Below are 24,704 nucleotides of genomic sequence, written 5' to 3'. Positions count from 1 at the left end.
ACGACCACCCGCCGCACGGGCAGGGCCTAGTGCCGCACCAGGCGACGTTCGCCCCGTCGCGGCGCCCGGCACGCTCCCCCGGAGGGGGTGCCCCCACTCGCCGCACCGGCCGGAAGCCCGCGTACGTCCAGTGCGAGGACTTCCGGTCGGCACTTCCCCGGCCTCCGGCCGGCACTTTCCCGGCCTCCGGCCGGGGGAACCCCCGGAGCACGCACCGGACGCCGCTCCTCACCGGGCGAACGTCGCCTGCCGCGGCACTAGATCGCCAGCGACAGCAGGACCCGCGCCGCGCTCCGGTTCAGGACGTCCGCGGCCCGCCGCAGCCGGTGCGCGTGCTCGACGGGGAGGGACAGGGCCAGGCAGCCCGCGACGGAGCCGGCCGTCAGCGGGACGGCCGCGCAGACCGTGCCCACCGCGTACTCCTGGAGGTCGAGGACGGGCATGGTGGGCGGCTGCGACTCCAGGCGGGACAGCAGCAGACGGTCGCTGGTGATCGTGCGCGAGGTCAGCCGGACCGTCCCGTGCCGGGCGAGGTGGTCGCGCCGGCCCGCGTGGTCCAGCTGGGACAGCAGACTCTTGCCGGCCGCGGTGGCGTGCGCCGCGACGCGGAAGTCCACCCACTCGTGCACCCGCGGCGCGGCGGGGCCGTCGGCGTACTGGACGATGTCGGCCTCGCCGTCGACGTACCGGCCGAGGTAGACGGCGGCGCCCACCGAGTCGCGCAGCCGGTCCAGGGTGCGCTGGAGCGTGTCGCGCAGGGCCTCCTCACGGCCGTGCGCCGCGCCCAGGCGGGCCAGGGCCGCGCCCGTGACGTAGGCGCCGTCGGCGGTCTGCTCGACGTAGCCCTCGTGGCGCAGCATGGGCAGGAGCCGGGTCAGCCGCTCCCGGCCGAGGCCGGAGTGCCGGGCGAGTTCCCTGTCGGTGATTCCGGTGCTGTGCCGCGCCACCGTCTCCAGGGCGCGCAGCGCGTCCTGGACCGAGTGGTGCGGCGCGGTCGGCTTGTGCTGCAGCGCCACGGCGGTCTCCCCCTGCGCTCGCTTCGAAGGCCCTGGTCCGGACAGCGGGTCACCTTCACGATAGTCGCCGAAGAGCTTTCCGTGAGGGGGCGTTGAGGAGATTCCGGCGCCCCCGGCTGCGGCGTTGGCACTCTGGCATATGCCAGTGGCGTGCCCCGGCGTCCCGACCTCGGACGTCGGGGCACGCCCGCCGTCACAGCACCGCGCTGAGAAATTCCCGGGTCCGGTCGTGCTCCGGCTCGCTGAAGATCTTCTCCGGCGCACCGGCCTCGATGACCCGGCCCGAGTCGAACATCAGGACCTGGTCCGAGATGTCCCGGGCGAAGTTCATCTCGTGGGTCACGCACAGCATGGTGATGTCGGTGCTGCGCGCGATGTCCCGCAGCAGGTCGAGGACGCCCGCGACCAGCTCCGGGTCCAGCGCGGAGGTCACCTCGTCCAGCAGCAGCACCTTGGGCCGCATCGCCAGCGCCCGGGCGATCGCCACCCGCTGCTGCTGGCCGCCGGAGAGCTGGGCCGGGCGGGCGTCGCACTTGTCGGCCAGGCCCACCAGGTCGAGCAGGCCCCTGGCGCGCTCCGCCGCCTCGTCCTTGGCCATGCCGAGCACGGTGACCGGTGCCTCGGTGATGTTGCGCAGCACGCTCATGTTCGGGAACAGGTTGAACTGCTGGAACACCATCCCGATCTGCTTGCGGGCCTCGCGCCGCTCCTTCCCGCTCGCCGGGAAGAGCCTCTTCCCGTCCACGGTGATCGTGCCCTCGTCGGGCTCGATCAGGGTCATCAGCAGCCGCAGGATCGTCGTCTTGCCCGACCCGGACGGGCCGATCAGGGTGACGTGCTTGCCGGCGTCGACGGTGAAGTCGAGGTGGTCGAGGACGGTGTTGTCCCCGAACCGCTTGGTGACCCGCTCCAGGCGGATCAGCTCGCCGTCGCTGCGCTCGGGGCTCTTCCCGGGATGGGGGAGGGTGTCAGTGGGCAAGGCGTCGCTCCAGGGCTCGCAGGGCAAGGGAGGCCAGGTAGGAGACGATGACGAAGGCCACGCCGATCACCGTCAGGGGTTCGGTGAACTGGAAGTTCTGCTGGGAGAACAGCCGTGCCTCACCGAGCATCTCCAGCACCGTGATCGCCATCAGCAGCGGCGTGTCCTTCAGCATCGAGATCACGTAGTTGCCGAGGGCGGGCACCACCCGGCGGACGGCCTGCGGCAGGATCACCGCGGTCCACGTCCGGCCGAGCGGCAGGTTCAGCGCCGTCGCGGCCTCCCACTGGCCGGCCGGCACCGCCTCGATGCCGGCCCGGTAGACCTGCATCGTGTACGTCGAGTAGTGCAGGCCGATGCCGATCACGCCGGTGGTCAGCGCCGAGGCGGTCACGCCCCACTCGGGCAGCACGTAGAAGAGGAAGAACAGCTGCACCAGCAGCGGGGTGTTGCGCACGAACTCCGTGACGACCCCGACCGGCCAGGTCACCCAGCGGGACGGCAGCCGCATCAGCAGCGCCCACACCAGACCCAGCACGAAGGAGATCAGCGAGCCGAGCACCAGGATCCGCAGGGTGACCAGCAGGCCGTCCCAGAAGTGCGGCATGAACGCGGAGACCGCGTTCCAGTCCCATGTCATCGGACACCCCCGGTCCCGGCCGGTTCGGCGGTGACGGCGCCGCGCTTCGGCACCGCCTCGCCGACGCCCGCCTTCAGCTTCTTCTCCAGACCGCGCATCCCCCGCGTGAGCAGGAACGCGATCACGAAGTAGATCAGCAGGACGTACGTGTAGATCTCCGCGCTCTCCTGGAGCGCCAGGCGCACCAGATTGCCGCTGAACGCCAGGTCGCCCATGCCCATGACGGACACCAGGGCGGTGCCCTTGAGCAGCTCGACCAGCAGGTTGGAGAAGGGCGGGATCATCTCCGGCACCGCCTGCGGCAGCAGGATCAGCCGCATCCGCTGCCAGGGCGTGAAGCCGAGGGCGATGCCGCCCTCCTTCTGCGCCGGGTCCACCGCCGCGAGCGCGCCGCGCACGATCTCGGCGCCGTACGCCCCGTAGGTCAGGCCCAGCGCCAGCGTGCCCGCCCACATCGGCACCAGCTGCCAGCCGAAGGCCGGCGGCAGCACGAAGAACACCCAGAAGATCATCACCAGCGCGGAGGTGCCGCGGAACACCTCGGTGTAGAAGCCCGCGAGGAAGCGGACGATCCACAGCCGGTGGGTGCGCGCGACGCCGGCCACGAAGGAGACGGCCGTCGCCAGCAGGGCGCTGAGGAAGAGCAGTTGGACGGTGACCCAGACGCCCCTCAGTACGAGTTCCCACAGTCCGGACGTCATCCGCCGCACAGCTCCTTCGCGGTCAGATCGGTCATCTCGTCCTCGGTGAACCCGAACGGCCTGAGGATGCGGAGCAGTTCACCGCTCTTCTTGAGCTTGTGGAGCTCGACGTTGAAGGCGTCCCGCAGGTTGGTCTCGGTCGGCCGGAAGGCGAAACCGCCCCCGTCGACGTGCGGTTCGCCGTCGACGACCGGCTTGAACGCCTCGGTCGCCTCGGCCTTCGAGGACTTCTTCACCACCTCGCGGGTGGTCAGCGCCGTTCCCGCGAACACGTCCACGCGCCCGGCCTCGACGGCGTTGAGGCCGGCCACCTGGTCGGGCACGATCAGGATGTCGCGCTCCTCGTACCCGGCCTCGACCGCGTACTGGATCTCGGCGTACCCGGTGCCGGTCGCGAACCTGGCCTTCTTCTCGACGACGTCCTTGTAGTCGCGCAGGCCGAGCGGGTTGCCCTTGCGCACGATGAAGGAGTCGAGCATCTGGTAGTCGGGGTCGGAGAAGACGACCTGCTCGCAGCGGTCCGGGTTGATGTACATCCCGGCCGCCACGACGTCGAACTGCTGCGACGCCAGCCCCGGGACGAGGGAGCCGAACTCCGTCGGCACCGGCTGCACCCGGTCCACCCCGAGCCGCTTGAAGACGACCTTCGCCAGCTCCGGCGCCTCGCCGGTCAGCTCACCGTTCCTGTCGATGTACCCGAAGGGGATCTCGCCCGCGATGCCGAGCCGGACCACGCCCTGGGCCCTGAGCCGGTCGAGCAGGTCGCCGCCCTTCACGTTCGACGCGGTCGCGACCCGCGAGCAGCCGGTGGCTCCCAGTGCGCCGAGCGCCGCTGCCCCCGCGAGCAGCGATCGGCGAGTGGGCCCCGAACTCCCGGGCCTTCGGACGGATATGCCCCATGGAGGGGTTCTGTGTGGTGGAGCCATGGGCGCGCGGCTACCCGAACCCCCGAAGGTTATGCCGGTCTTTTTCGGCCCGGTACGACGGCCCGACGCCCCCCCGCGTGCCCGACGGGACCGGCCCGGACCCCGCCCGGATGGCCGGCGCGGGACGACGACCTGGGCGGCGCGGTCCCCTCCGGCGCCGCCTCGGGCACGCTGCCGGACGCGCCGGCCGGAGGCCGGGCCGCGCACCCCGGTGATCTCGGCCAACCCGGTGACGGTGGGGGCGGCACCGCGCCGACTGGGTACCCGTGCCGTGGGGCCGTACCGGGCGCCGACCGACCCGGCGGCGCGGACCGGCCCCACGGTGCCGGGGCCGGCCGGTCCCGTACTTCCAGAGACTCCGGAAGTTCCTGGCACGGAACAGCAGCGGGAAGGGTGGACATGACAGCACTGGGATTCCTGTACCCGGGACACTCCGGCGAGGACGACTACCCACGCATCGAGCAGCTCCTGGGCAGCGACATCCGAGTGGACCTGGTGCACACCGACACCGGCGGGGACGCGCACCGCGTGGACGCCCTGCGCGAGATGGGCTCGCCGCGGCAGCTCGAGGAGAGCACGGCGGAACTGCGCCTGGCCGGCGCCGACGCCGTGGTGTGGGCCTGCACCAGCGGCGGCTTCGTGCACGGCTGGGAGGGCGCCCAGGAGCAGGTGCGGTTCCTGGCCCGGACGGCGGGCCTGCCGGCCTCCTCCACCTCCTTCGCCTTCGTGCACGCGGCGAAGGAGCTCGGGCTGCGCCGGGTCGCGATCGGCACGACGTACCCGGAGGACGTGGCCCGGCTGTTCGCGGACTTCCTGCGCACCGGCGGCCTGGAGACCGTCTCCGTCGCCGGCTCCGGCGTCGTCACGGCCGCGGAGGCCGGCACCTGGACCGAGACCGAGGTGCTGGCGCTGGCCCGCGCGGCCGACCACCCGGACGCGGAGGCCGTCCTCCTGCCCGGCACCGCCCTGCACACGGCGGCGCACATCCCGGTCCTGGAGAAGGAGCTGGGCAAGCCGCTCCTCACCGCCAGCCAGGTCACCGTCTGGGAGGGGCTGCGGCTGGCCGACCGGCGGGTCAACGCACCGGAACTCGGGGCGCTGTTCACGCGGGAGCCGGTGATCCAGGCGTGAGACGTCCCGGGGTGCTTCCGTGATGTTCCCGTGGTGCTTTCCGTGGTCGATACGGAGGCGTGCGCGCCCCGGCGGCGAAAGGATGTGATCACAGCGGCCGGAACCGGCACGGCACACCGGCCGATGGGAACCACGACCACGGGAGGGACCATGACCACCACCGGCGACAGCACGTACGAGGGTTTCACGGCCGAGGAGCGGGCCGCGATGAAGGACCACGCCCAGGAGCAGAAGAAGGCCGCGCGTCGCGGCTCGAAGGCGGACAAGGCGGCGGAGGCCGAGCGGGACCTCCTCGCGAAGATCGCCGAGATGCAGGACTCCGACCGCGTCATGGCCGAGCGCGTCCACGCCGTCGTCACGGCCACCGCTCCCCAGCTCGCGCCGAAGCTCTGGTACGGGATGCCGGCCTACGCGCTGGACGGCAAGGTCGTCTGCTTCTTCCAGAGCGCGGCGAAGTTCAAGGCGCGCTACGCGACGCTCGGCTTCAACGACCCGGCGAAGCTGGACGAGGGCGCGATGTGGCCGACCGCCTTCGCCCTGACCGAGGCGACGCCCGAGGTGGAGGAGCGGATCGCGGCCCTCGTGAAGCAGGCGGTGAGCTGAGGCCGCGCGGCCGGTGGACGGGCGGGCCGACGACGCGGGCCCGCCCCGCCGGTGGCGCCCCCCGGCTACCGGACGGGCCGGGCCGCGAGCCCCAGCCCGGCGAGCGCGGCCTCGCCGGCGGCGGCGTGTTCGCCCCCGGCGAGCAGCAGGGTGCGCGCCGACTGGTAGGGGCAGCCGGCCGCGTCGAACGCCGCCGCGGCGGCGAGCTGCCCCGGCAGGTCACCGTCGAGCAGCGCCCGCGCGCGGTCCAGCTGGGCGGTGGCGACCGGATTGCCGGCGACCACCTTCCGCGCGGCCTCGACGCGGGCCCGGGCCTCCGGATGTCCGGCGAGCACCGCCGCCTCCGCCCTGAGGGCCACGTACCAGTGCAGCCAGATCCAGCACACCCATTTCCACACCTCGTCGGGCTCCGGGGCGAGCCGCTCCAGGGCCGCGTCGGCGTCCCCGTGGTGGAGCAGGACCACGGCGTCGAAGACCGCGCCGTAACCGAGACGGTGCTGCTCCGGCGCCGTGTCCACCCGGCCGACGACCGCGAGCCAGGCCGCCCGGGCCTCGTGGTCGCCGCGCAGGCCGTGGACCATGGCGACCGACGCGGCCGCGGCGCCCAGGGACAGCGACGGCCGGCGGCCACTGTGCTCCCAGGCGTCCAGGAACCGCGCGCTGTGGCCGGTCACCTCGTCGGCGTGCCCGGCGAACGCGTCCGCGACCAGCAGCCAGGCCGTGGCGTGGTGGCCCGCCTCGGCCAGCAGCGGGTGGCCGGCGAGCTGCCGGCCCCACCGCCGGGCGTCCCGCAGTTCCCCCACGCCGAGGGCGGTGCCGGCGGCCATGGCGAGGGCGTCCAGCGCCTCGTGCGTCCGGGCGGGACTCGGCGCGACGGGAGCGAGGACGTCCACGCGGCGCCGGGCGGCCGCCGCGACGGCGAAGGCGTCACCGGCCCAGCTCCGGGCGCCGGACAGCGCGTCGAGGGCGGCGGACTCCGCCACCGGGTCGCCCGTGCGCCGGGCCAGCGCGACGGCTCGTTCGGCGCGTACGACCGTGTCCTCCGCGGTGTTCTCCGCGGCGCCCTGGAGCGCGCCGTACGCGTCGCAGAGCACCGCCGCCTCGGCCAGCGCGACGGCCGCCTCGGTGGCCGGGGCCCCGTCGGCCAGTCCCCGCGCCCGCGTGAGGAGGGCCGCCGCCTCCGCCACGGGCGGGATCCGCTCGAACAGGGAGGAGAAGCGGTACGCGACGGTGGCCGCCGCCGCCAGGTCGCGGCACGCGCCCGCGTCGTCCCCGGCCCGGTGGGCGGCATCGGCGGCGGCGCGGTGCAGCCGGTACATGTCGTCGCCGAGCCTGCGGCACCCGGCCACCGCGGCGGCCTGCCGCAGCGCCTCGGCCCGCGCGCCGTCGTCGGCGGCGAGGGCGGCGGCCTGCTCGTGGCGCTGCTGGGCCTCGCCGAGCAGGGTGCGGGAGAAGGCGAGGCCGGCCAGCGACACGGCGAGGCGGTACGCGTCCGCGCGCCGCCCGGGCAGGCCGGCGGCCCAGGAGAGGGCGGCCCGCAGGTCGTCCGCCAGCGCGTCGAACCGGGCCCGCCAGCCGGTGCCCGACGTGTCCTCCAGGGCGGTCGCGGCGGTCAGGCACCAGCGCAGGTGGCGGGCGCGGACCCCGGTCAGCTCACCGGCGCCGGCGAGCCGCTCGGTCCCGTACTGGCGGATGGTCTCCAGCGCCTGGTAGCGGGTGCCGGTCGCCGTCGGCGTCACGGTGAGCAGACTCTGTTCGGCGAGCCTGCCGAGCCCGTCGACCACCGCGGCGGGATCCGGCGGATCGAATCCGGCGACCTCGGCGGCCGCCTCGGCGGTGAACGGCGCGACGAACACCGACACCCGGCGCAGCAGCGCCTGGTCCCACGGGTCCAGCAGGTCGTGGCTCCAGTCCAGTACCGCCCGCAGCGATTGGTGCCGGCCGTCCGCGCGGGGCCCGCCGGTGAGGATCCGCAGCGGGTCGGAGAGACCGGCGGTCAGGCCGTCCAGGCCGAGCGTGGACCAGCGCGCCGCGGCCAGCTCGATCGCCAGCGCCATGCCGCCGAGCCGTTCGCAGACGGCCACGACCCCGTCGCCCGCCGCGGGGCCGGGCGGCTGGCCGACGGCGGCGGCCCGGTCCATGAACAGCGCCACCGCGTCCGACGCGTCACCGCCCTCCACGGACAGCGGCGGAACCGGCAGCACCCGCTCGAACGGCACCATCAGCCGGGCCCGGCTCGTCACGAGCACCCGCAGCTCCGGGCAGGCCGCGAGCAGCCGCTCCAGGAACGGCGCCACCCCGTCGCGCACCTGCTCGCAGTTGTCCAGCACCAGCAGCGCCCGGTGGTCCGCCAGCGCGGCCGGCACCGCGTCGTCCACGCCGCGCCCGGGCTGCTCGCCCACGCCCACGGCCGCCGCGACCGCCGCCCCCACCCGGTCCGGCTCGGTCACCGGGACGAGGTCGACGAACCACACCCCGTCCGCGAAGTCACCGGCCAGGTCCGCCGCCACCGCCAGCGCGAGACGCGTCTTGCCGACCCCGCCCGGACCGGTCACGGTCACCAGCCGGTGCGTCTTCACCGCCTCGGCGAGCTCCCCGCGCTCCCGCACCCGGCCGACGAACGCCGTCAACGGCGCCGGCAGGGCGGGCGCCGAACGCGACCGCTCGGCCCGCGCCACCTCGGCCGCGTGCCGGGCGAGCGCCCGCCGGTCCGGCACCCCCAACTTCCGCAGCAACGAGGAGACGTGCGACTCGACGGTGCGCACGGAGAGGACCAGCCGGGCCGCGATCTCCGCGTTGCTGAGGTGCTCTCCGAGCAGCGCGAGCACTTCCGCTTCCCGCGCCGATATCCCTGGACTGGTCACCGGGCCATTATCCGTGGGCGGTTCACCGTCCGTGGTGGTTTCCGTGGCCGGCACGGAAGCGCCCCGCATCCGGTCCGGAGGAGGCTCGGACCACGACGACCGGCCCGGCCGGAACCGGGTGGTCGTGCCACCCTCGACCGCCAGGAGTGACCATGAGCACCGCCTCCGCCTCCGCCTCCGCCTCCGCCACCGCCTCCGCCCCCCGCTCCCGCGCCCGGCGCCGCGAGGACACCGAGCACCGGCTCGCCCACGACGTCGACGTCTGGGTGGCCAGCGCCTCGGCGGACGGCGTCCCGTACCTCGTACCGCTGTCCTTCGACTGGGACGGCGAGGCACTGCTGGCGGCCACACCGGCGGACAGCCCCACCGGCCGGAACCTGGCCGCCACCCGGGTCGCCCGGCTCGCCCTCGGCCACACCCGCGACGTCACCGTGATCGACGCCGACGTCGAGGTGCTGGACATCGACGCCCTGCCGCCGCGGCGGGGCGACCGGTTCGCCGCACGCACCGGCTTCGACCCGCGCGCCTCGGCCACGCCGTACCGCTGGTTCCGCCTCGTCCCGCGCCGCGTCCAGGCCTGGCGCGAGGAGAACGAGCTGACCGGCCGCGCGCTGATGCGCGACGGCCACTGGCTCGCCTGACGGCCCGTTGTCGGCGCCGGGTGACAGGATGCCCGGCATGACGACGAACGGTGACTTCAACTGGCCTGATTTCCTGGGTCGTTGGCAGGAGGAGTGGGTTCCGGACGAGTACGGCACCCACCGGGAGCGGCTCGGGGAGCCGCCCGCCTCGGAGGAGGCCGTCGCGGCGGCCGAGCAGCGGCTCGGCACCCGGCTTCCGCCCTCGTACCGGGAGTTCCTGGCCGCCTCCGACGGATGGTGGGTGGACGCCACCGCGTCGGTGTACCGGCTGGGCGGCGTGGCGGAGATCGACTGGTTCGGGGATCCCACCGGGCTCACGGAGGTCTACGAGGGACTCCTCGCCGAGGACCCCACCGAGGAGAACCGCCTGCTGGCGGGGATGTGGCGGCGGGCGCTGCGGCTGGAGACGGAGTCCGACATGTCACACGCCCTGCTCGACCCCGGCGACGTCGGTGCGGACGGCGAGTGGGCGCTGTACGTGTACCAGGGCTGGAACGGCGACCTCCCGGACCGGTACCCGTCGTTCCGGTCGTACATGGAGGCGCGGTACCGCGCGTTCCACGCCGACCGGGCCGGCTCCGTGCCCGGGTTCGAGAACGCCACCACCCGCGCCCAGGACGCCAACGTCGCCCGGGCCAGGGAGGAGGCGCTGCGCGGACGGGTGGAGACGGCCACCGAACTGCTCACCGAGGCACGGTCGTTCGGCCGGCCGGGAGCCGCGGCGCTGCTGCGTCAGCTCACGGTCCGCCCGGCGGTCGACCTGCGCTTCGCCTTCACCGGCCTGGTGGCCGATCCCCGCTGCACCGACGAGCTGCTGCCGGTCCTTGCGGCGGCGCACGTGGAGGACAACCGGTACCGGGAGTCCCCGGGGACCCTCGCCCTCGGGAGCGAGGCCGACGACGGGCTGCGGGCGGCGGCGGACGACCTCGTCGCCCGCATCCAGGACGGCACCTACCGGTACGAGCCCGGCGGGGCGTTCGGCCGGGCGGTGTCCGAGGCGCGGGAGGCGGCGCGCTGGGGCGACGCGGACGGGGCGTGGCGGACGATCCGGGCGGCGGCGCCGTCCTGGTCGCCGCCGGGCCCGGACCTGGTGGCGCCGGTGGGCCTGACGGCCGACTCGGTGCTGGGGCGCGTGGTCACGCCGGAACGCTGGCGGGAACTGGTGTCCACACCGCGCGCGGGCCGCACCGGTCCGACCCCGGAACCCGTGCCCGACCTCGACCCGCCGGGCCTGCGCTGGCTGGTGGACGACGCGCGCAACCGGATACGCAGCGGCTACCGCTGCCTGTGGGTGGAGGGCGCCGAACCGGCCGGCCTGCCCGCCCTGATCGGCGAGCCGGGCTGCGAGGGGCTGAGCCCGCGGCCGGCCGGACCCCGGGAGCGCTTCTTCGAGAACCGCCGCCCGAGGGCGGGCGGCGCCGAACCCTGGGAGGACCGCGCGGTGCTCTCCGTGGGACGGACGGCGTCCGGGTGGGCGTTCGGCTTCGAGGAGGACCCCTCGCACGTGCCGGGCAACCAGTTCTTCGTGTCCCCCGCCACGGCGGCCTCGGCCGGGGGCCGGTGCGTGACGCTCTGGGTCCGGCCCGCACGGACGCGCACGGAGCTTCTGGTCCACCTGTCGGTGGCGGAACGGGGCCGGGAGCTGTTCGCGTTCACGGTGCGGGGCGAGGAGACCGAGCGCAGCGGGGAGATCCCCGGGCCCCTGGACCCGGCCCGGCTGTTCGAGGACGCGACCGGCGAGGACGGCGAACGTCGCCTGCTGGCCGCGCTGGAGGACGAGTACGCCCTGGCCCTGCCCCGGTCCGCGCTCACCGGCGGCGCCCTGCACCGCTTCACCACCCGCTCGTGGACCAGGGCACCCCGCGAGGGGGAGGGCTACGCCGTCCTGACCTGGTCCCGGCTCAGGTGAAGGAGGAGTCAGCCCGCCCGTCGCGCCCTGAGCCAAGCGACCAGCCAGCCGATCAGCCCCATGAGAAACAGGGCCGAGACAGACGCACGTGCCACCTGCCAGGCCGCGTGACCGTGGCGGTGTGGGCGTTATGGCTCGGTGTGTCAGGCCGTGCGGGATGCGGCCGCCGGGGGCGTGCCCAGCTCACACCAGATGTATTTGCCGCGGTTGCCCTCCCGTGCGAGCGGCTGCCAGCCCCACACGTCGGCGCAGGCCCGCACCAGTGCCAGGCCCCGCCCGTCCTCCCGGTCCACGGCCTGGTCGAGCGGCTGCGGCGGCTCGGGCGGGGACGGGTCCGCGTCCCAGGCGCCGAGGCGGAGGACTCCCGTCCCGGACCAGCGCACCCGCAGAGCCGCCGGCCCTTTCGTGTGCCGAACGGCGTTGCCCACCAGCTCCGTTGCGAGCAGCTCCGCCACGTCCACCAGGCGGATCAGGCCGTGCATGGTCAGGATCAGGCGGAGGGTGCGGCGGCAGACGGTGACGGCTCTGGGGTCGTTGGGGATGTAGAGGGAGTACTCCCACGGTTCGCTTTCGGGCATGGCTCGCTCCTGTCGAGACGGCGGAGGGGAGAGGGAGTGGGGAGCGGTGGCAGTGCCGCGTCCGTCATGGCACGACGGAGTGGTGCGCTTCCGGTGCCCCGGCGTTTCGCAGAGTGTGCGGCGCGTCACCGACGGTAGACCTAGAATTTTAAGTCTGGCAAGCCGGTCGCGTAATCTGCCCCTCGAACGAGCCGCGCGCAAGGACGTGTTGGGAGGGGTTGGAGATGGCACTGAGGCGAGAGCCGACGGCGCGTCAGATGCGCCTGGCGGTCGAGCTGCGCCGACTACGTGACGCGGCCGGTCTCGCGTCGCGTGAGGCCGCGGCCCTGTTGGGAGTGAGTTCGGCACAGATCAGCCAGATCGAGGCCGGCCTCGCGGGCGTGAGTGAGAAGCGGCTGCGTCGCCTGGCGGCCCAGTACATGTGCTCGGACGAAGCGTTGATCGAGGCGCTGGTCGCCATGGCCACCAGTCGGGTGCGCGGCTGGTGGGAACAGTATCGGGAGGTGCTGCCCACGCCCTTCCTCGACCTCGCGGAGTTGGAGCACCACGCGGTCTCGCTGCGGGAGGTCCAGTTCCTCTACATCCCCGGTCTGTTGCAGACGGAGGACTATGCCCGTGCGGTCTACTCCTACCGAGTCCCGGAACTGCCCAGGGAAGACATCGAGTCGCGAGTCCGTCACCGCATGCAACGCAAGGTGATCCTCGAACGCCCCGCCCCCACTCCGTACCGGGCCGTCATCCACGAGGCGGCGTTGCGCGTCATGGTCGGTGACCGTGCCGCAGCGCGCGCCCAGCTCACGCACCTGGTCGAACTCTCCGAAGCGGAGCATGTAACCGTGCGGATCATCCCCTTCGAGCTGGAAGGCTTCGCAGGGGCCGGCAGTGCGATGGCGTATGCGGAGGGCACCGTGCCCAAGTTGGACACCGTCGTGCGCGATGCGCCGCACGGCGCTGCCTTTATCGACTCCGAAGCGCAACTGGCCTCGTTCCGAACACTCTTCCGTAAGGTGGAGGCCGCGTCGATCGAGCCTGAACGGTCGCGTGACCTCATCCACAAGCTGGCGAAAGAGTTGTGAGGCATCTCGTGGACACCCTCGGCAACTGGCGGAAGTCGAGCTACTCGGGTCCCGGCGACGGCGACTCCTGCGTGGAGATCGCGGACGGTACCGCTCACGTGTGTATACGTGACTCCAAGGACCCCGCCTACGGCACCCTTGCCTTCCCAGTCCCCGCCTTCACCACGTTCCTGGACAGCCTCAAGGCCCCCGCCGGGGAATAACCGGAGGCATCCTCCTGTTAGCCAGCGCAGCGACCCGCGCACCGGCATGACCAACAGGAGGCACCCCACCATGGCCGCAGACGCCGCAGAGGAGATCCGGGGCACCGCCCACGGCACCGCGCCCGTCCCCCTCTCCGTACTGGACCTGGTGACCGTCGGCGCGGGCCGCACCGCCACCGACGCCCTGCGCACCAGCGTGGACATCGCGCGGCTCGCCGAGGCGCGCGGGTACCACCGGTACTGGGTCGCCGAGCACCACTCGATGCCGGGCGTGGCCTCCTCCTCGCCCGCCGTGATCCTCGCGCACCTCGCCGCGCACACCGGCCGCATCCGGCTCGGCTCGGGCGGCGTCATGCTGCCCAACCACGCGCCGCTGGTGATCGCGGAGCAGTTCGGCACGCTGGAGGCCATGGCGCCGGGGCGGGTCGACCTGGGCCTGGGCCGGGCGCCCGGCACCGACGGGGCGACCGCCGCCGCGCTGCGCCGCACCGACCGGCTGAACGAGGGTGCCGACGACTTCCCCCAGCAGCTCGCCGAGCTGATCCGGTTCCTCGACGACGACTTCCCCGACGGGCACCCCTACCGCCGTATCCACGCCGTGCCGGGCCCCGTGCAGGCCACGTCCCCCGGTGGCGTCCAGTCCCCGCACCGGCCGCCGGTGTGGCTGCTGGGCTCCTCCGGCTTCAGCGCCCGGCTGGCCGGCACCCTGGGGCTGCCCTTCGCCTTCGCGCACCACTTCTCCGCGCAGAACACGATCCCCGCGCTGGACCTGTACCGCGAGTCCTTCCGCCCGTCCGCCGTGCTGGACGCGCCGTACGCCCTCATCGGCGTCGCCGCGCTCGCCGCCGACGACGAGAAGGAGGCCCGTCGGCAGGTGCTGGCCGCCGCGCTGAACATGGTCCGGCTGCGCACCGGACGCCCCGGACTCGTGCCGACGCCCGAGGAGGCGGAGGCGTACGTCTTCAGCCCGATGGAGCGCGAGTTCGTGCAGTCCTGGAACGCCAACGTCGTCCACGGCACCGCCGACGAGGTCCGCGCCGGTCTGGACGACCTGCAGAAGCGCACCGGCGCCGACGAGCTGATGCTCACCGCCAACGCCCACGGCGGCGACGTCCGCCTGCGCTCCTACGAGCTGATCGCCGACGCCTACGGTTTGCCCGCGCCGGCCTGAACCCCGGGCGTGCGGGAGGCGTCCAGCAGCGCGGAGATGCGGTCCGGCGCCACCGGCCGGGAGTACAGCCAGCCCTGGCCGGTGTCGCAGCCGATGCGGCGCAGCCGGCTCGCCTGGTCCGAGGTCTCCACGCACTCGGCGGTGACGGTCAGGCCGAGCCGGTGGGCGAGCTGGACCATCGCCTCGACGATGACCTCGTCGGCCGGGTTCACCGCGGCGTCGCCGGACGCGTCGGCTGCACCGGACGCGTCGGCGGTGTCGGAGGCCCCGGCGACCCCGGCGTACTGGAAGCCCCGGACGAAGGCGCCGTCCAGCTTCAGCACCGACACCGGCAGCCGGCTGAGGTAGGCCAGGTTCGAGTAGCCGGTGCCGAAGTCGTCGATGGCGATGCGGACGCCCATGTCGCTCAGCGCCTTCAGCACCTCCAGCGGCCGGCCCGCCGAGCCCATCACCGCGGACTCCGTCAGCTCCAGCTGGAGCAGGTGCGGGGCGAGGCCCGTCTCCTCCAGGATCGCCGCCACGTCCGCGACCAGGTCGGAGTCCCAGACCTGGCGGACCGCCACGTTGACGCTGACGAAGAGGGGCGGCTCGCCGGGGTGGTCGAGCTGCCAGCGGCGGGCCTGCCGGCAGGCGGTGCGCAGGATCCAGCGGCCGAGCGGCACGATCGAGCCGTCCTCCTCCGCCAGCGAGATGAACCGGTTCGGCGCCAGCACGCCGAACTGCGGGTGATTCCAGCGGATGAGCGCCTCGACGCCCCGCACCCGCCCGTCGTCCATGCCCACCAGCGGCTGGTACTCCAGGGCGAACTCGCCGCGGTCGATGGCCGGACGGAGCGTGGCGGCGAGCGCCTGGCGGGTCATGCGGCTGGCGTTGCGCTCGGGGTCGAACAGCGTCCAGCGGGCCCGCCCGTCGGCCTTGGCCCAGTACAGGGTCGTGTCGGCCGCCTGCATCAGCGCGGTGGGCGTCGTCCCGGCGGTGTGCCGCTCGACCACGCCGACCGACGCGGTGACCGACAGACGGCGGCCGGAGAGCTCGAAGGGCTCTTGGAGGGCCGCCAGCACGGACTCGGCGAGCTCGGCGAGCTGGTCGGTACCCGTGGAGTCCTCCACCAGCAGGGCGAACTCGTCGCCGCCGAGGCGGGCCACCAGCGGCACCCCGGTCCGCGTGCCCGCGGCCTCCTCCGCGCAGCGCGTGAGCCGCTCGGCGACGGCGGCCAGCAGCCGGTCGCCGACCCGGTGGCCGAGGGTGTCGTTGACGGCCTTGAAACCGTCCACGTCCAGGTAGCACAGGCCGACCCGGCCGGTGCCGCCGTGCTCGTACGACTCCGCCTCCAGCGCGGCCGTCAGCCGTTCGAAGAACAGGGCGCGGTTGGGCAGCCGGGTCACCGGGTCGTGCATCTGGAGGTGCCGCAGCCGGGCCTGGAGTTCGCGCCGGGCGCTGATGTCGCAGACGGACAGCAGCAGACCGGGCGTGTCCCCGGCCAGTCGCGCCACGGTGACCTGGACCCACAGGGAGTGTCCGTCGGCCCGCTTCAGGCGGCGGGTGCAGTCCAGCCGGGGCTGCCGGCCGCACAGCACCTCGCGGTACGCGTGCCAGGCGTCCGCGTCGGACGCGAGGTCGACCAGGTCGGCCGCCGCGCGGCCGGCCAGCTCGGCGGGGTCGGTGCCGAGCAGCGTGCCCAGCGTGTCGTTGGCGCTGACGACCAGGCCCTCGGGGTCCACGACGGCCATCGCGAGCGGGGCGGCCGTGAACACCGAGCGATAGGCCGGGAACCCCGCACGTGCGGCCAGGCCGACGTCACTGTCCGTGACGGTCGACCGGTCGAGGTCTGCCCCGGGCGCCGGCCCTTCGGAGGTTCCGCTCACCGCTCGCTCCCGCAGTGCCTCGATCTCGGTCCGTCTGTCCGTGCAGGAAAGTGTGCCGATCATAGAGGCTGACTCCGGGCTCTTCCAGCCGCCGAACCGCTTTCCGGACCGAGTGAGCCCTCAGGGTGATCGTTTCTGTCCGTCTCTGGACGGCCTTCGACACGCCTCCGACCAGTCGTGACGTTCCGTGAAGGGGGTGCGGGTGCCGGCTCCGGCGGACCCCGGCGGAGCCCCCGGCGACTCACCCGACCGGTGCAGGCGAACAGGGCGCAGTACGACAAACATGCACAAGCTGGGTGCGGTGTCCCGCGAACCGCACCCGGAGGTCCTTGTGCCGCGCCAGCTCCCCCTGAGGCGACTTCCCCGCGAGGTCCTCAAGGGCCTCGGAGCGGGCCGCCGCACCACGGGGACGGTCCGGCCCAGACTGCGCAGCACGGCCGCGGTGTGCACCACCATGTCGGCGCTCGCGGCGACCTCCCTGGTCACCGCACCCTCGGTCGCCGAGCCCTTCTCCCCGCAGCCCTGCGCGCTGCGGCGCACCGCGGCCCACCACTCCGAGGGCCTGGACACCTGGAACGCCGCCTACCCGCGTCCGGCCCGCTCGCTGGACGCGGTGATGGTGTTCCTCTCCTTCCCGGACTCCCGGCCGCTGACCGCGACGGCGGAACTGGCCGCCGATCACTTCCCGGCCACCACCCGCTTCTTCCGGCACGCCTCCTACGGCGCGTTCACGCTCCGCCCGCACCCCCTGCGGCACTGGATCCGCATGCCGAAGCCGTCGACGGCGTACGACATACGGCGCGACTGGAGCCCCGGGCACCGGGCCGCCTACCTGCGCGACGCGCTCGCCGCCGCAGACCCGCACGTGGACTTCTCCCGCTACGACGTCGTCTACTTCGTCGCCGACCCGGACGCTCCCGGCGTCGACTCCGACGCCACGAAGGTCGTCAACCTGGACACCCCGATGCGCGCCGACGGCACCGACGTCCGGCGCGTCGTCACGGTGTTCGAGAACCATCCGCCGGACCGGCTGGTGCTGGCCCACGAGACCGGGCACGTCTTCGACCTGCCCGACCTGTACCACCGGCCCGCCGACGGCAAGGGCGACTGGGACACGTACGTCGGCGACTGGGACCTGATGGGCAGCCAGTTCGGACTGGCCCCCGACCTGTTCGGCTGGCACAAGTGGAAGCTGGGCTGGCTGCGGCCCCGCCAGGTGGCGTGCGTGCGCGGCAGCGGACCGACCCGGCTGACCCTGGAGCCGCTCGGCGCGGGCCCCGGCGTGGTGGTGGCGGGGGCCGCCGGCGCACCGGCCTTCGGGCTCGGCCGGGGCACCAAGCTGGCCGTGGTCCGCACCGGGGCCGACAGCGCCCTCGCCTTCGAGGCGCGGGGGCCGGTCGGCAACGACGCCGCCGCCTGCCGCGCCGGGGTGCTGGTGTACCGGGTGCGCGGCGGGGCGGAGTCCGGGGGCGGACCGGTCGAGGTGGTCGACGCCCACCCGCACACCGAGGCCTGCTGGGAGGACTCGGTCTACCCCCCGCTCGCGGACGCGCCGGTCGGGCTCGGCGAGAGCTTCACGGTGCCGGGGGACGGCGTACGGGTCGAGGTGGAGGGACGGACGGCGTCGGGCGCCTGGACGGTGAAGATCACACCCGGCTGAGCCCCTCCGGGCGGACCTCGACGCAGCCGGGGCGTGCCGGGCACGCGAAAGGCCCCTCGCTCTCACGAGGGGCCTTCCGGTGTCGGTGCGCCGCCAGGGACTCGAACCCCGGACCCGCTGATTAAGAGTCAGCTGCTCTAACCAACTGAGCTAGCGGCGCCTGCTGACGTCGTAGACCTTAGCATCCGGGTCGGCGGGAGGAAAAATCGAAATCCGCACCGCGGCCCTGGCCGCCCGCACGGCCGCCCAGAGCAGGATCTCCGGACCCGGCAGCCACGGCAGGCGGGTGTCGGGGGCCACCAGCCAGCGGGAACCGGAACGCGGGGACGCGCCGGTGAGCGCCGGGACGGTCACCGCGTCCCCGGCGCCGTGGCACAGCAGCGGCGGCACGGCGCCGGTACGGCCGCCCCGCCGGCCGCGCGCGCTCCACTCCTCCCACTCCAGCAGCGAGGGGAGCCGCTGGGCGGTGCCCGGCGCGGCGAACAGCAGCGTCCGGCCCCGGAACTCGGCCACGGGTCCCGATCCCGGGCCCTCGTCCCACATCCGGTCCAGCATCCGATGCCCGAAGACCGTGGGGACGCTCACCACGTCGAAGGCCGAACCGCAGGGCAGGACGACCGGGGCGTCCGGCCGCTCCTCCCACAGGGCGAGGGTGCTGCGCGGGTAGGCCCCCGCCGAGGCCAGCCAGGCGGCGCCGTCCGCGGTGACGTCCGAGACATTCCGTGAGCTGCTCATGCCCCTTACCTTTACCGGGCGTGAGACCGCCGCTCCGCTGAGTTGCGGGAAACCGGGACGGAGGGGAGGGGGAGCGGGTATCTTGCCCGTCTGGCATATGCGTCCGGTCTGGTCGAACAGGCGGACGACGGTCCTGGACGGACGACGGGTCTCAGGGCGCGGTCACACCGGGTCGACGCGCCCCGGACCGCCGCCCTCGGCACCGCGCAGCAGGTCCCGCCCGAACTCCACCATCTTCTTGGCGTAGTCCTCGGTCCACTCGGCCCGGTCGGCGATGTCCGCGGCCGTCAGCCGGTCGAACTTCCGGGGGTCCGCCAACTGCGCCGCCGCCATCGCCTGGAACTCCACCGCGCGGTCCGCCGCGGCCCGGAACGCCTGCGTCAGCTCCGTCGCGCGGTCCAGCAGCGCCCGGGGGTCGTCGATCGACTCGAGGTCGAAGAAGTGCTCCGGATCGGCGGCCGCCTCGGCGGGCTCGAAGAGCAGGGGCGCGGGGCGCAGCCGCGGTTGGTTCCGACCCGGCGTGGGCTCCGCCATGTCTTCTCCTTCTCGTACGTCACGAACGACCCTCCCCCGCGGGCGGGGGCACTCGGTGGAGTGGGCCACCGTCCATTGTCCCGCGCCCGTGCAAGTGGGCCTCGCCCCCGCGGGAACGGGCACCGGACACGGGCGCGGTCAGGACTCCGTCCGGTGGGTGGGGTGCGGTGTCGTGTTCAGGGTTGCCAGGGCACCCGGTGTTCCGCGAGGTGGGCCAGGACAGCGTGGTTGGCCTCCCAGCCGTCCGGGGCTGTGTCCTTCGGCCGCCTCCGGCGGCGTGCCGGACTCCGTCCGGTGGGTGGGGTGCGGTGTCGTGTTCAGGGTTGCCAGGGCACCCGGTGTTCCGCGAGGTGGGCCAGGACAGCGTGGTTGGCCTCCCAGCCGTCCGGGGCTGTGTCCTTCGGCCGCCTCCGGCGGCGTGCCGGACTCCGTCCGGTGGGTGGGGTGCGGTGTCGTGTTCAGGGTTGCCAGGGCACCCGGTGTTCCGCGAGGTGGGCCAGGACAGCGTGGTTCGCCTCCCAGCCGTCCGGGAACTTCACCAGCGTTCCCAGCTGGACCGGCTCCGTCGACGGGTAGTCGTCCAGCAGGGCGTCCACCCCCGCGCGGCACACCACGATGCACGCGTGCCGGTGCCGGGAGGCCAGGACGCACAGGCGGCCCGTCTCCAGGTGGAAGGCGGTGGCGTCGGGACGGCCCGAGAGCGGGTGCAGGACGACCGTCACGTCGTACTCCCGGCCCTGGAGCCGGTTCGCCGTGTCGACCGTCACGTCCCGCACCCCCAGGTCGGCCAGCGCCGCCCGGACCGCCGCCGCCTGGTCCCGGTGCGCGGTGCCCACGGCGATGCGGCCCGCCGTCAGCGGGGCCGGGTCCGGTGAGCGTTCGGACGTCGCCGCGCCCCCGCGGTCGAGCAGCCGGCACACCACCGCCGCCACCGCCCGCACCGCCTCCGGGTCCGTGCGCGGGGTGTGCCGGGCGGGCAGCTCCAGCAGTCCCCAGCCCGAGACGGCGGCCTCGTCGATGACCCGGTCGGGCCCCGAACCGTCCGACGGCACCGCGAAGGACAGCCGTCGGTCACCGTGGCCCGTGCCGCTGCGGAACGGCGTGTACGGGTAGAACGCCGCCGACACCAGCGGCGCCGCCGACGCGGGGAGCCGCCACGACACCGGCAGCCGGTGCTGCGGCAGGCCCGGGTTGTGGGCGAGGAGGGTCGTCACCGCGGAGGCCGACGGGTCGTACGACAGCCCCGCCCACTGCTCGCTGCCCACCGTCGTGAACGGGTCCAGCTGACCGGGGTCGCCGACGAACAGCGCCCGCTCGAACAGGCCGGCCACGGCCAGCAGCGCGTCGGAGCGCATCTGGTACGCCTCGTCGACGATCGCGTGCCGCCACGGCTCGTCCACCGTGACGTGCGCCCACTTCGCGGCGGTCGACAGGACCACCGCCTGCCCGGCGAGATCCGCGGCCTTCGCCGACGTGCGGACGTTCGCCAGGCCGTCGAGCGCCTTGTCGTACGGGTCGGCGTCGCTGCTGTGCAGGCGGCCCACGGGCAGGTCCGGGTCCTTCTCGGCGAGGCGCAGCACCAGGTCGTCCACCTGGGCGTTGGTCTGCGCCACCACCATCAGCGGACGTCCGGCCCCGGCCAGCTCCAGCGCCGCCCGCACCACGAGCGTGGACTTGCCGGCGCCCGGCGGGGAGTCCACGACGACACCGCGCTCGGTGCCGTGCAGGGTGTCGTGGAGGATCGCCGCGGTGGCGCGGGCGGCCTCGGCACCCGGGTCGAAGGACCGGTCCAGGGGAGCGGTGGTGGCCTCGGCGGTCACAGGACGTCCTCCTCGGTGTGGGCGTCGGCGGGCTCCGGAACGGCGGCCGTCTCACCGGGCGGCCCGCCGTGCGTCCACGGGGTCCGCTCCGGGTCGGGCAGCTTCGCCCCGCCCCGCTGCTCGTGCTCGAAGAGGGTGAAGCAGACCCGGTCGCCCTTCTCCGGCACCGACCCGGCCTCGGGCTCCTTGCCGCGGCCCATCCTGTCCACGATCCGCAGGACCAGGCCGCCCTCGTCGTCCTGCCCGACGTACTCCGCCGCCTGCGGCTTGCCGCCCAGCGACCGGTACACCTTCACCCGCTCGTCCAGGTGCGGCCGGTCGTCCGTGCGGACGGTGACCAGCGGGCGCGGGCTGGGCCGCCTGCTCTCGCTGTACGCCATGACCACGTCGACGACCTCGCCCGCGAACGCCTCCCCGGACAGCCGCCGCCCGGCCATCACCAGCGGGTCGTCCAGCGCCTCCTGCGCCTCCAGCCGGGCCTGCTCGCGCTCGCGCGTGGCGAGCTTGTTCGCCGCCGTCACCGCGTCGTCCCGGCGCGGCTGCGGGGGCTCACCGGCGAGGACGCGGTCGCGGTGCGAGGTGAACGACCAGCGGTCGCGCGTCCACCGGTCCTCGACGTGCGCCCCGGCGGGCAGCTCCCGCACCAGGTCCAGGCCCCGCCACACCGCGTCCCAGGTGGGCCGCGTACGGCTCTCCACCAGATCGCGGATCTCCCGCTCGGCGGCGGCGAGCGCACCCAGCCGGTCGTCGGCCTCCAGCCCGTCCTCGGCGGCGGCGAGCGCCGTGCGGGCGCGGTCGTAGCGCTCGATGGCGGGCGCGAGCAGCTTGTTGTCGAAGGCCGGGTCGGTCGCCGGGCCCGCGGGCGGGCACCGCAGCTGGCCGTCGGCGTCACGGGCGAGTTCGGCGTGGCGCGCGGCCTCGGCGCCGCCGGGGAACTCCGCCGGCGGGGCGATCCACCCCAGCAGCGCCCCCAGGTGCTGGTCCTCCAGGGTGGACTGCCCGGTCGCCCAGTGCCGGCCCAGCAGGTCGGTCACGGCGAGGAGGAGGGACGAGCCGGGCACCCGGGCCCGCTCGCCGTAGTGGGTCAGCCACCGGCCGAGCAGCGGCACCCTCGGCGGCGCCGGATGCGGCGTCTCCGGGTCCTGCTCCGCCGTACGCCGGAAGCGCATGGACCGGCCGAGCAGCCGGACGAAGTCGATGCCCGCGCGGCTCGGCACGATCAGCTGCGCCGCGTCCGCGCACAGGTCGACCTCGACCTTGACCCGCTTGCCGGTCTCCGGGTCGGTCTCCGTGCGCTCGGCGGTCTCGACGGCGTCGGCGTACGCCTCGATGTGCGGCAGCACGATGCCGGCCAGCTCGGCCAGGAACGCGAAGCGCAGGTCGCGGTCGCGGGGCTGCGGGACGACCAGCAGGTGCGGCGCCTCCCGGTCGGTGCCGACCAGCGCGCCCAGCGGGGCGCCCGCCTCACCGGCGGTGATCAGCGGCACGAAGACCAGGGGGCGGTCGGACAGGTGCCGGTGCCGGACGGTGGCGACGGGCTGCGCACGGCCGCTGCGCACCGCCTCGAGCCGGGCGAGCGTGGTGATCAGCGACATGCGGCCACCTCCCCGCCGCCCACCGCCGCCAGCGCCTCGGCCCGCAGCTGCGCGGCCCGGCGCAGCGCGGCCACCGCCGGGTCGTCCGGGTCGCCGGCCTCCCCGCGCGCCGCCGCCAGCACCTCGTCCACCGTCGACAGCCCGCCCAGCTCGGCGCGCACCGGGCGGCCCAGCGCGGTCACCGCGCCGGCCGCGCGGGACCGGGCCCGGCAGTGGAAGGCCAGCTCGCACGCGGACAGGCACTCGGGCGCGTACGTCGCCGGGACCGCCTCGACCGCGGCCGTCAGCTCGCCGGCCGGCAGCTCGGGGGAGAAGCAGACGCCCTCGGGGAGCGCGTCGGCGATCTCCTCGATGCGGGTGAGGCGGGCCAGTTGGCGGCCCGTCACCGCGCGCTGCCTGCGCACGTCGACGGCGGACGCGGTGGGCAGGTTGGAGAAGTCCTCGGGGCAGACCAGGAGGATCCGGTGCCGCACGCGCGGTGCCGGGTCCAGGCGGCCGGCCACCTCCTCCAGCGCCAGCACGTACACCGCGGCCTGCCGGGCGGCGGCGCCCACCTTCGCCGGGTCCGCGGAGCCGTCCAGCATCGGGAAGGACTTGATCTCGACGACCGTCCAGGTGCCGTCCGGGTGGACCACCACCGCGTCCGGCTCCAGGAAGGCGGGGGAGCCGGCGACGTCCAGGGCCAGCATCGGGTGCTCCAGGAGCGTCCAGGCGCCGGACGCCCGGGTCGCCTCCCGCAGCGCCAGCGAGGTGCGGGCGGCGCGGCCCTCGGGGCCGGTCGCCGACAGGTCGGGCACCCGTGCCCCGGCGGGCGGCTCGGCGCCCCGGTCCAGCTTCTCGTGCACGAGCCGCAGCAGCTCGGCGCCGCCGTCCGCCTTCACCCGCGCCTCGAAGGCGTTGCCCCGCGTCAGCGCGAACTGCGACTGCCCGAAGACCGACGGCGAACCCAGCGCACTCGCCAGCGAACCCTTGTCCACCCCGGCGCCGTCGAGGAGCGCGCGCCGCCTGCACCCCGGGTTGGCGGCGAGGGCGGCCAGGGCCCGAGCGTCCAGCGCCTTCGCCGGGACGTCGGGACCGCGCAGCTCAGCGAGCCGGTGCCGGAGTCTCGTTCCCCGCGTCCGTGGAGGAGGCGTCCGGCTCGGCTCCCGCTCCGGGCCGCTGCTCGCGCTGCCGTGGAAATCGATCACCCGCAGAAGTCTGGCACCCCCCACTGACAATCGGGGAATTCGCGCCGCCGGAACCCTGCGGGGCGGGCGAGAAACGAGCGGTGACGCGGGCCCGCACCCGGTCCGCGGCCCGCATCACGGACGGCGCCAGCAGGAACCCCGCGCCCATCACGGCGGCGCCCGCCACGGCGTCGAGGAAGTAGTGGTTCGCGGTGCCCATCACCACGAGCGTCGTCACCAGCGGGTAGACGACACCGGCCACCTTCGCCGTGCGCGTGCCGCCGTGGCGCCACAGCATCACACCGCACCACAGCGCCCAGCCCACGTGCAGGCTCGGCATGGCCGCGTACTGGTTGGTCATCCCGCCCAGACCGCGCGGCGCGCTCGCCTCGCCGCCCCACCAGCCGTACGAGCTGTAGTGGGCCATCGTGTCGACGAACCCGTGGCTCGCCTCCAGCAGCCGGGGCGGACAGGTCGGCAGCAGCGTGAAACCGATCAGCCCGATGAACGTGGACGTCATCAGCCAGGTCCGGGCCGCCCGGTAGCGCACCGCGCGCGAGCGGAACAGCCAGACCAGGACCGCCGGGGTGACGACGTAGTGCAGCGACGCGTACCAGAAGTCGGCCGGGACGCCGAGCCACGGTTCGCGGGTGAAGAGACGGTTGAGCGGGTGTTCCGCGTTGAGGAACAGCGCCTTCTCGACGCGCAGGATCGCCAGCCCGTGGTCGACGGCGTCCGAGACGTCACCGCGTACGAGGAGGCGGCCCGCGGAGTAGCAGGCGTACACGAGGACGATCAGCGGGAGCTCGGTCCACCAGCGAAGCCGAGTCTGCGGGGCCGCCTCGGTGCCCGGTGTCTCGGTGTGCGGCAATCCGATCGCCCTCCCCTTCT

The 24,704-nt window shown here is 74.3% G+C and carries 22 protein-coding genes, 1 tRNA gene and 1 pseudogene; 9 read left to right on the top strand and 15 right to left on the bottom strand.

Annotated features, from left to right (window positions below; genetic code table 11):
• Positions 1–257: 257 nt before the first annotated feature.
• From ACIRFH_RS01825 to ehuB, 5 genes are all read right to left on the bottom strand, one after another.
• A complete protein-coding gene (locus ACIRFH_RS01825; protein ID WP_403516583.1) occupies positions 258–1,016 on the bottom strand; it encodes an IclR family transcriptional regulator in 759 nt (252 codons plus the stop codon).
• A 193-nt stretch (positions 1,017–1,209) separates the two neighbouring features.
• Positions 1,210–1,995, bottom strand: coding sequence for an amino acid ABC transporter ATP-binding protein (locus tag ACIRFH_RS01820; RefSeq protein ID WP_403516582.1), 786 nt, complete (start codon positions 1,993–1,995; stop codon positions 1,210–1,212).
• Positions 1,985–2,635, bottom strand: coding sequence for an ectoine/hydroxyectoine ABC transporter permease subunit EhuD (ehuD, locus tag ACIRFH_RS01815; protein WP_403516581.1), 651 nt, complete (start codon positions 2,633–2,635; stop codon positions 1,985–1,987). The genes ACIRFH_RS01820 and ehuD overlap by 11 nt, the downstream gene beginning before the upstream one ends.
• Entirely contained in the window at positions 2,632–3,336 is a 705-nt protein-coding gene (gene ehuC, locus ACIRFH_RS01810; RefSeq protein ID WP_403516580.1) for an ectoine/hydroxyectoine ABC transporter permease subunit EhuC, read from the bottom strand. The genes ehuD and ehuC overlap by 4 nt, the downstream gene beginning before the upstream one ends.
• Positions 3,333–4,262, bottom strand: coding sequence for an ectoine/hydroxyectoine ABC transporter substrate-binding protein EhuB (ehuB, locus tag ACIRFH_RS01805; RefSeq protein ID WP_403516579.1), 930 nt, complete (start codon positions 4,260–4,262; stop codon positions 3,333–3,335). The genes ehuC and ehuB overlap by 4 nt, the downstream gene beginning before the upstream one ends.
• 190 nt (positions 4,263–4,452) lie before the next feature.
• Here ehuB and ACIRFH_RS01800 point away from each other — a divergent pair.
• From ACIRFH_RS01800 to ACIRFH_RS01790, 3 genes and pseudogenes are all read left to right on the top strand, one after another.
• Positions 4,453–4,665, top strand: a pseudogene (locus ACIRFH_RS01800) (decarboxylase); the annotation flags it as partial.
• A complete protein-coding gene (locus ACIRFH_RS01795; RefSeq protein WP_403516578.1) occupies positions 4,662–5,393 on the top strand; it encodes an aspartate/glutamate racemase family protein in 732 nt (243 codons plus the stop codon). The pseudogene ACIRFH_RS01800 and the gene ACIRFH_RS01795, both read left to right, overlap by 4 nt.
• A gap of 150 nt (positions 5,394–5,543) precedes the next feature.
• Positions 5,544–5,996, top strand: coding sequence for an iron chaperone (locus ACIRFH_RS01790; protein WP_403516577.1), 453 nt, complete (start codon positions 5,544–5,546; stop codon positions 5,994–5,996).
• Positions 5,997–6,061: 65 nt separating this feature from the next.
• Here the strand turns inward: ACIRFH_RS01790 and ACIRFH_RS01785 are convergent, their stop codons facing one another.
• On the bottom strand, positions 6,062–8,860 hold the full coding sequence (locus ACIRFH_RS01785; RefSeq protein WP_403516576.1) for an ATP-binding protein: 2,799 nt from the start codon (positions 8,858–8,860) through the stop codon (positions 6,062–6,064).
• 152 nt (positions 8,861–9,012) lie between these two features.
• Between ACIRFH_RS01785 and ACIRFH_RS01780 the strand changes: the two genes are divergently transcribed.
• The gene (locus ACIRFH_RS01780; protein ID WP_403516575.1) at positions 9,013–9,501 is read left to right on the top strand and encodes a pyridoxamine 5'-phosphate oxidase family protein; all 489 of its coding nucleotides are present in this window, start codon (positions 9,013–9,015) and stop codon (positions 9,499–9,501) included.
• A gap of 37 nt (positions 9,502–9,538) precedes the next feature.
• Positions 9,539–11,410 (top strand): SMI1/KNR4 family protein, encoded by a 1,872-nt coding sequence (locus ACIRFH_RS01775; protein WP_403516574.1) that lies wholly within the window; start codon positions 9,539–9,541, stop codon positions 11,408–11,410.
• A gap of 143 nt (positions 11,411–11,553) precedes the next feature.
• On the opposite strand, the gene ACIRFH_RS01770 is transcribed toward ACIRFH_RS01775, so the two are convergent.
• The gene (locus tag ACIRFH_RS01770) at positions 11,554–11,988 is read right to left on the bottom strand and encodes an ATP-binding protein (protein ID WP_403516573.1); all 435 of its coding nucleotides are present in this window, start codon (positions 11,986–11,988) and stop codon (positions 11,554–11,556) included.
• Between the two features lie 224 nt (positions 11,989–12,212).
• Here ACIRFH_RS01770 and ACIRFH_RS01765 point away from each other — a divergent pair, with 224 nt between their 5' ends.
• From ACIRFH_RS01765 to ACIRFH_RS01755, 3 genes are all read left to right on the top strand, one after another.
• Positions 12,213–13,064, top strand: coding sequence for a helix-turn-helix domain-containing protein (locus ACIRFH_RS01765; RefSeq protein WP_403516572.1), 852 nt, complete (start codon positions 12,213–12,215; stop codon positions 13,062–13,064).
• An 8-nt stretch (positions 13,065–13,072) separates the two neighbouring features.
• Positions 13,073–13,267, top strand: coding sequence for a DUF397 domain-containing protein (locus ACIRFH_RS01760; RefSeq protein WP_403516571.1), 195 nt, complete (start codon positions 13,073–13,075; stop codon positions 13,265–13,267).
• Positions 13,268–13,337: 70 nt separating this feature from the next.
• Positions 13,338–14,438: an LLM class flavin-dependent oxidoreductase gene (locus tag ACIRFH_RS01755; RefSeq protein ID WP_403516570.1), complete on the top strand. Its 1,101-nt coding sequence runs from the start codon at positions 13,338–13,340 to the stop codon at positions 14,436–14,438.
• Here the strand turns inward: ACIRFH_RS01755 and ACIRFH_RS01750 are convergent.
• Entirely contained in the window at positions 14,414–16,303 is a 1,890-nt protein-coding gene (locus tag ACIRFH_RS01750; protein ID WP_403516569.1) for a putative bifunctional diguanylate cyclase/phosphodiesterase, read from the bottom strand. The genes ACIRFH_RS01755 and ACIRFH_RS01750 overlap by 25 nt on opposite strands.
• 283 nt (positions 16,304–16,586) lie before the next feature.
• Between ACIRFH_RS01750 and ACIRFH_RS01745 the strand changes: the two genes are divergently transcribed.
• A complete protein-coding gene (locus ACIRFH_RS01745) occupies positions 16,587–17,963 on the top strand; it encodes a M6 family metalloprotease domain-containing protein (RefSeq protein ID WP_403516568.1) in 1,377 nt (458 codons plus the stop codon).
• Positions 17,964–18,049: 86 nt separating this feature from the next.
• Here the strand turns inward: ACIRFH_RS01745 and ACIRFH_RS01740 are convergent.
• From ACIRFH_RS01740 to ACIRFH_RS01710, 7 genes are all read right to left on the bottom strand, one after another.
• Positions 18,050–18,123 (bottom strand) — tRNA-Lys (locus tag ACIRFH_RS01740).
• Entirely contained in the window at positions 18,114–18,698 is a 585-nt protein-coding gene (locus ACIRFH_RS01735; protein WP_403516567.1) for a bifunctional DNA primase/polymerase, read from the bottom strand. Before ACIRFH_RS01735 ends, ACIRFH_RS01740 begins: the two co-directional genes overlap by 10 nt.
• Before the next feature lie 162 nt (positions 18,699–18,860).
• Complete coding sequence (locus ACIRFH_RS01730; protein ID WP_403516566.1) at positions 18,861–19,232, bottom strand: hypothetical protein; 372 nt, start codon at positions 19,230–19,232, stop codon at positions 18,861–18,863.
• Between the two features lie 458 nt (positions 19,233–19,690).
• Positions 19,691–21,052 (bottom strand): AAA domain-containing protein, encoded by a 1,362-nt coding sequence (locus ACIRFH_RS01725; protein ID WP_403516565.1) that lies wholly within the window; start codon positions 21,050–21,052, stop codon positions 19,691–19,693.
• Positions 21,049–22,647, bottom strand: coding sequence for a hypothetical protein (locus ACIRFH_RS01720; RefSeq protein WP_403516564.1), 1,599 nt, complete (start codon positions 22,645–22,647; stop codon positions 21,049–21,051). The genes ACIRFH_RS01725 and ACIRFH_RS01720 overlap by 4 nt, the downstream gene beginning before the upstream one ends.
• Positions 22,638–23,834, bottom strand: coding sequence for a hypothetical protein (locus ACIRFH_RS01715; RefSeq protein WP_403516563.1), 1,197 nt, complete (start codon positions 23,832–23,834; stop codon positions 22,638–22,640). The genes ACIRFH_RS01720 and ACIRFH_RS01715 overlap by 10 nt, the downstream gene beginning before the upstream one ends.
• A complete protein-coding gene (locus ACIRFH_RS01710; protein WP_403516562.1) occupies positions 23,731–24,684 on the bottom strand; it encodes a phosphatase PAP2 family protein in 954 nt (317 codons plus the stop codon). Before ACIRFH_RS01710 ends, ACIRFH_RS01715 begins: the two co-directional genes overlap by 104 nt.
• Between the last annotated feature and the right edge of the window lie 20 nt (positions 24,685–24,704).

This window comes from Streptomyces sp. NPDC093586 (genome assembly GCF_044764905.1).
Classification (GTDB): domain Bacteria; phylum Actinomycetota; class Actinomycetes; order Streptomycetales; family Streptomycetaceae; genus Streptomyces.
This window is presented reverse-complemented; position numbering and strand designations above follow the sequence as displayed.

Bases quoted from the DNA above. Each gene is read 5' to 3' on its own strand.
- ehuB (WP_403516579.1), bottom strand. From the start codon at position 4,262: ATGGCTCCACCACACAGAACCCCTCCATGGGGCATATCCGTCCGAAGG.
- ACIRFH_RS01735 (WP_403516567.1), bottom strand. From the start codon at position 18,698: ATGAGCAGCTCACGGAATGTCTCGGACGTCACCGCGGACGGCGCCGCC.
- ACIRFH_RS01795 (WP_403516578.1), top strand. From the start codon at position 4,662: ATGACAGCACTGGGATTCCTGTACCCGGGACACTCCGGCGAGGACGAC.
- ACIRFH_RS01765 (WP_403516572.1), top strand. From the start codon at position 12,213: ATGGCACTGAGGCGAGAGCCGACGGCGCGTCAGATGCGCCTGGCGGTC.
- ACIRFH_RS01780 (WP_403516575.1), top strand. From the start codon at position 9,013: ATGAGCACCGCCTCCGCCTCCGCCTCCGCCTCCGCCACCGCCTCCGCC.
- ACIRFH_RS01770 (WP_403516573.1), bottom strand. From the start codon at position 11,988: ATGCCCGAAAGCGAACCGTGGGAGTACTCCCTCTACATCCCCAACGAC.
- ACIRFH_RS01790 (WP_403516577.1), top strand. From the start codon at position 5,544: ATGACCACCACCGGCGACAGCACGTACGAGGGTTTCACGGCCGAGGAG.
- ACIRFH_RS01730 (WP_403516566.1), bottom strand. From the start codon at position 19,232: ATGGCGGAGCCCACGCCGGGTCGGAACCAACCGCGGCTGCGCCCCGCG.
- ehuC (WP_403516580.1), bottom strand. From the start codon at position 3,336: ATGACGTCCGGACTGTGGGAACTCGTACTGAGGGGCGTCTGGGTCACC.
- ACIRFH_RS01775 (WP_403516574.1), top strand. From the start codon at position 9,539: ATGACGACGAACGGTGACTTCAACTGGCCTGATTTCCTGGGTCGTTGG.
- ACIRFH_RS01720 (WP_403516564.1), bottom strand. From the start codon at position 22,647: ATGTCGCTGATCACCACGCTCGCCCGGCTCGAGGCGGTGCGCAGCGGC.
- ehuD (WP_403516581.1), bottom strand. From the start codon at position 2,635: ATGACATGGGACTGGAACGCGGTCTCCGCGTTCATGCCGCACTTCTGG.
- ACIRFH_RS01745 (WP_403516568.1), top strand. From the start codon at position 16,587: ATGCACAAGCTGGGTGCGGTGTCCCGCGAACCGCACCCGGAGGTCCTT.
- ACIRFH_RS01755 (WP_403516570.1), top strand. From the start codon at position 13,338: ATGGCCGCAGACGCCGCAGAGGAGATCCGGGGCACCGCCCACGGCACC.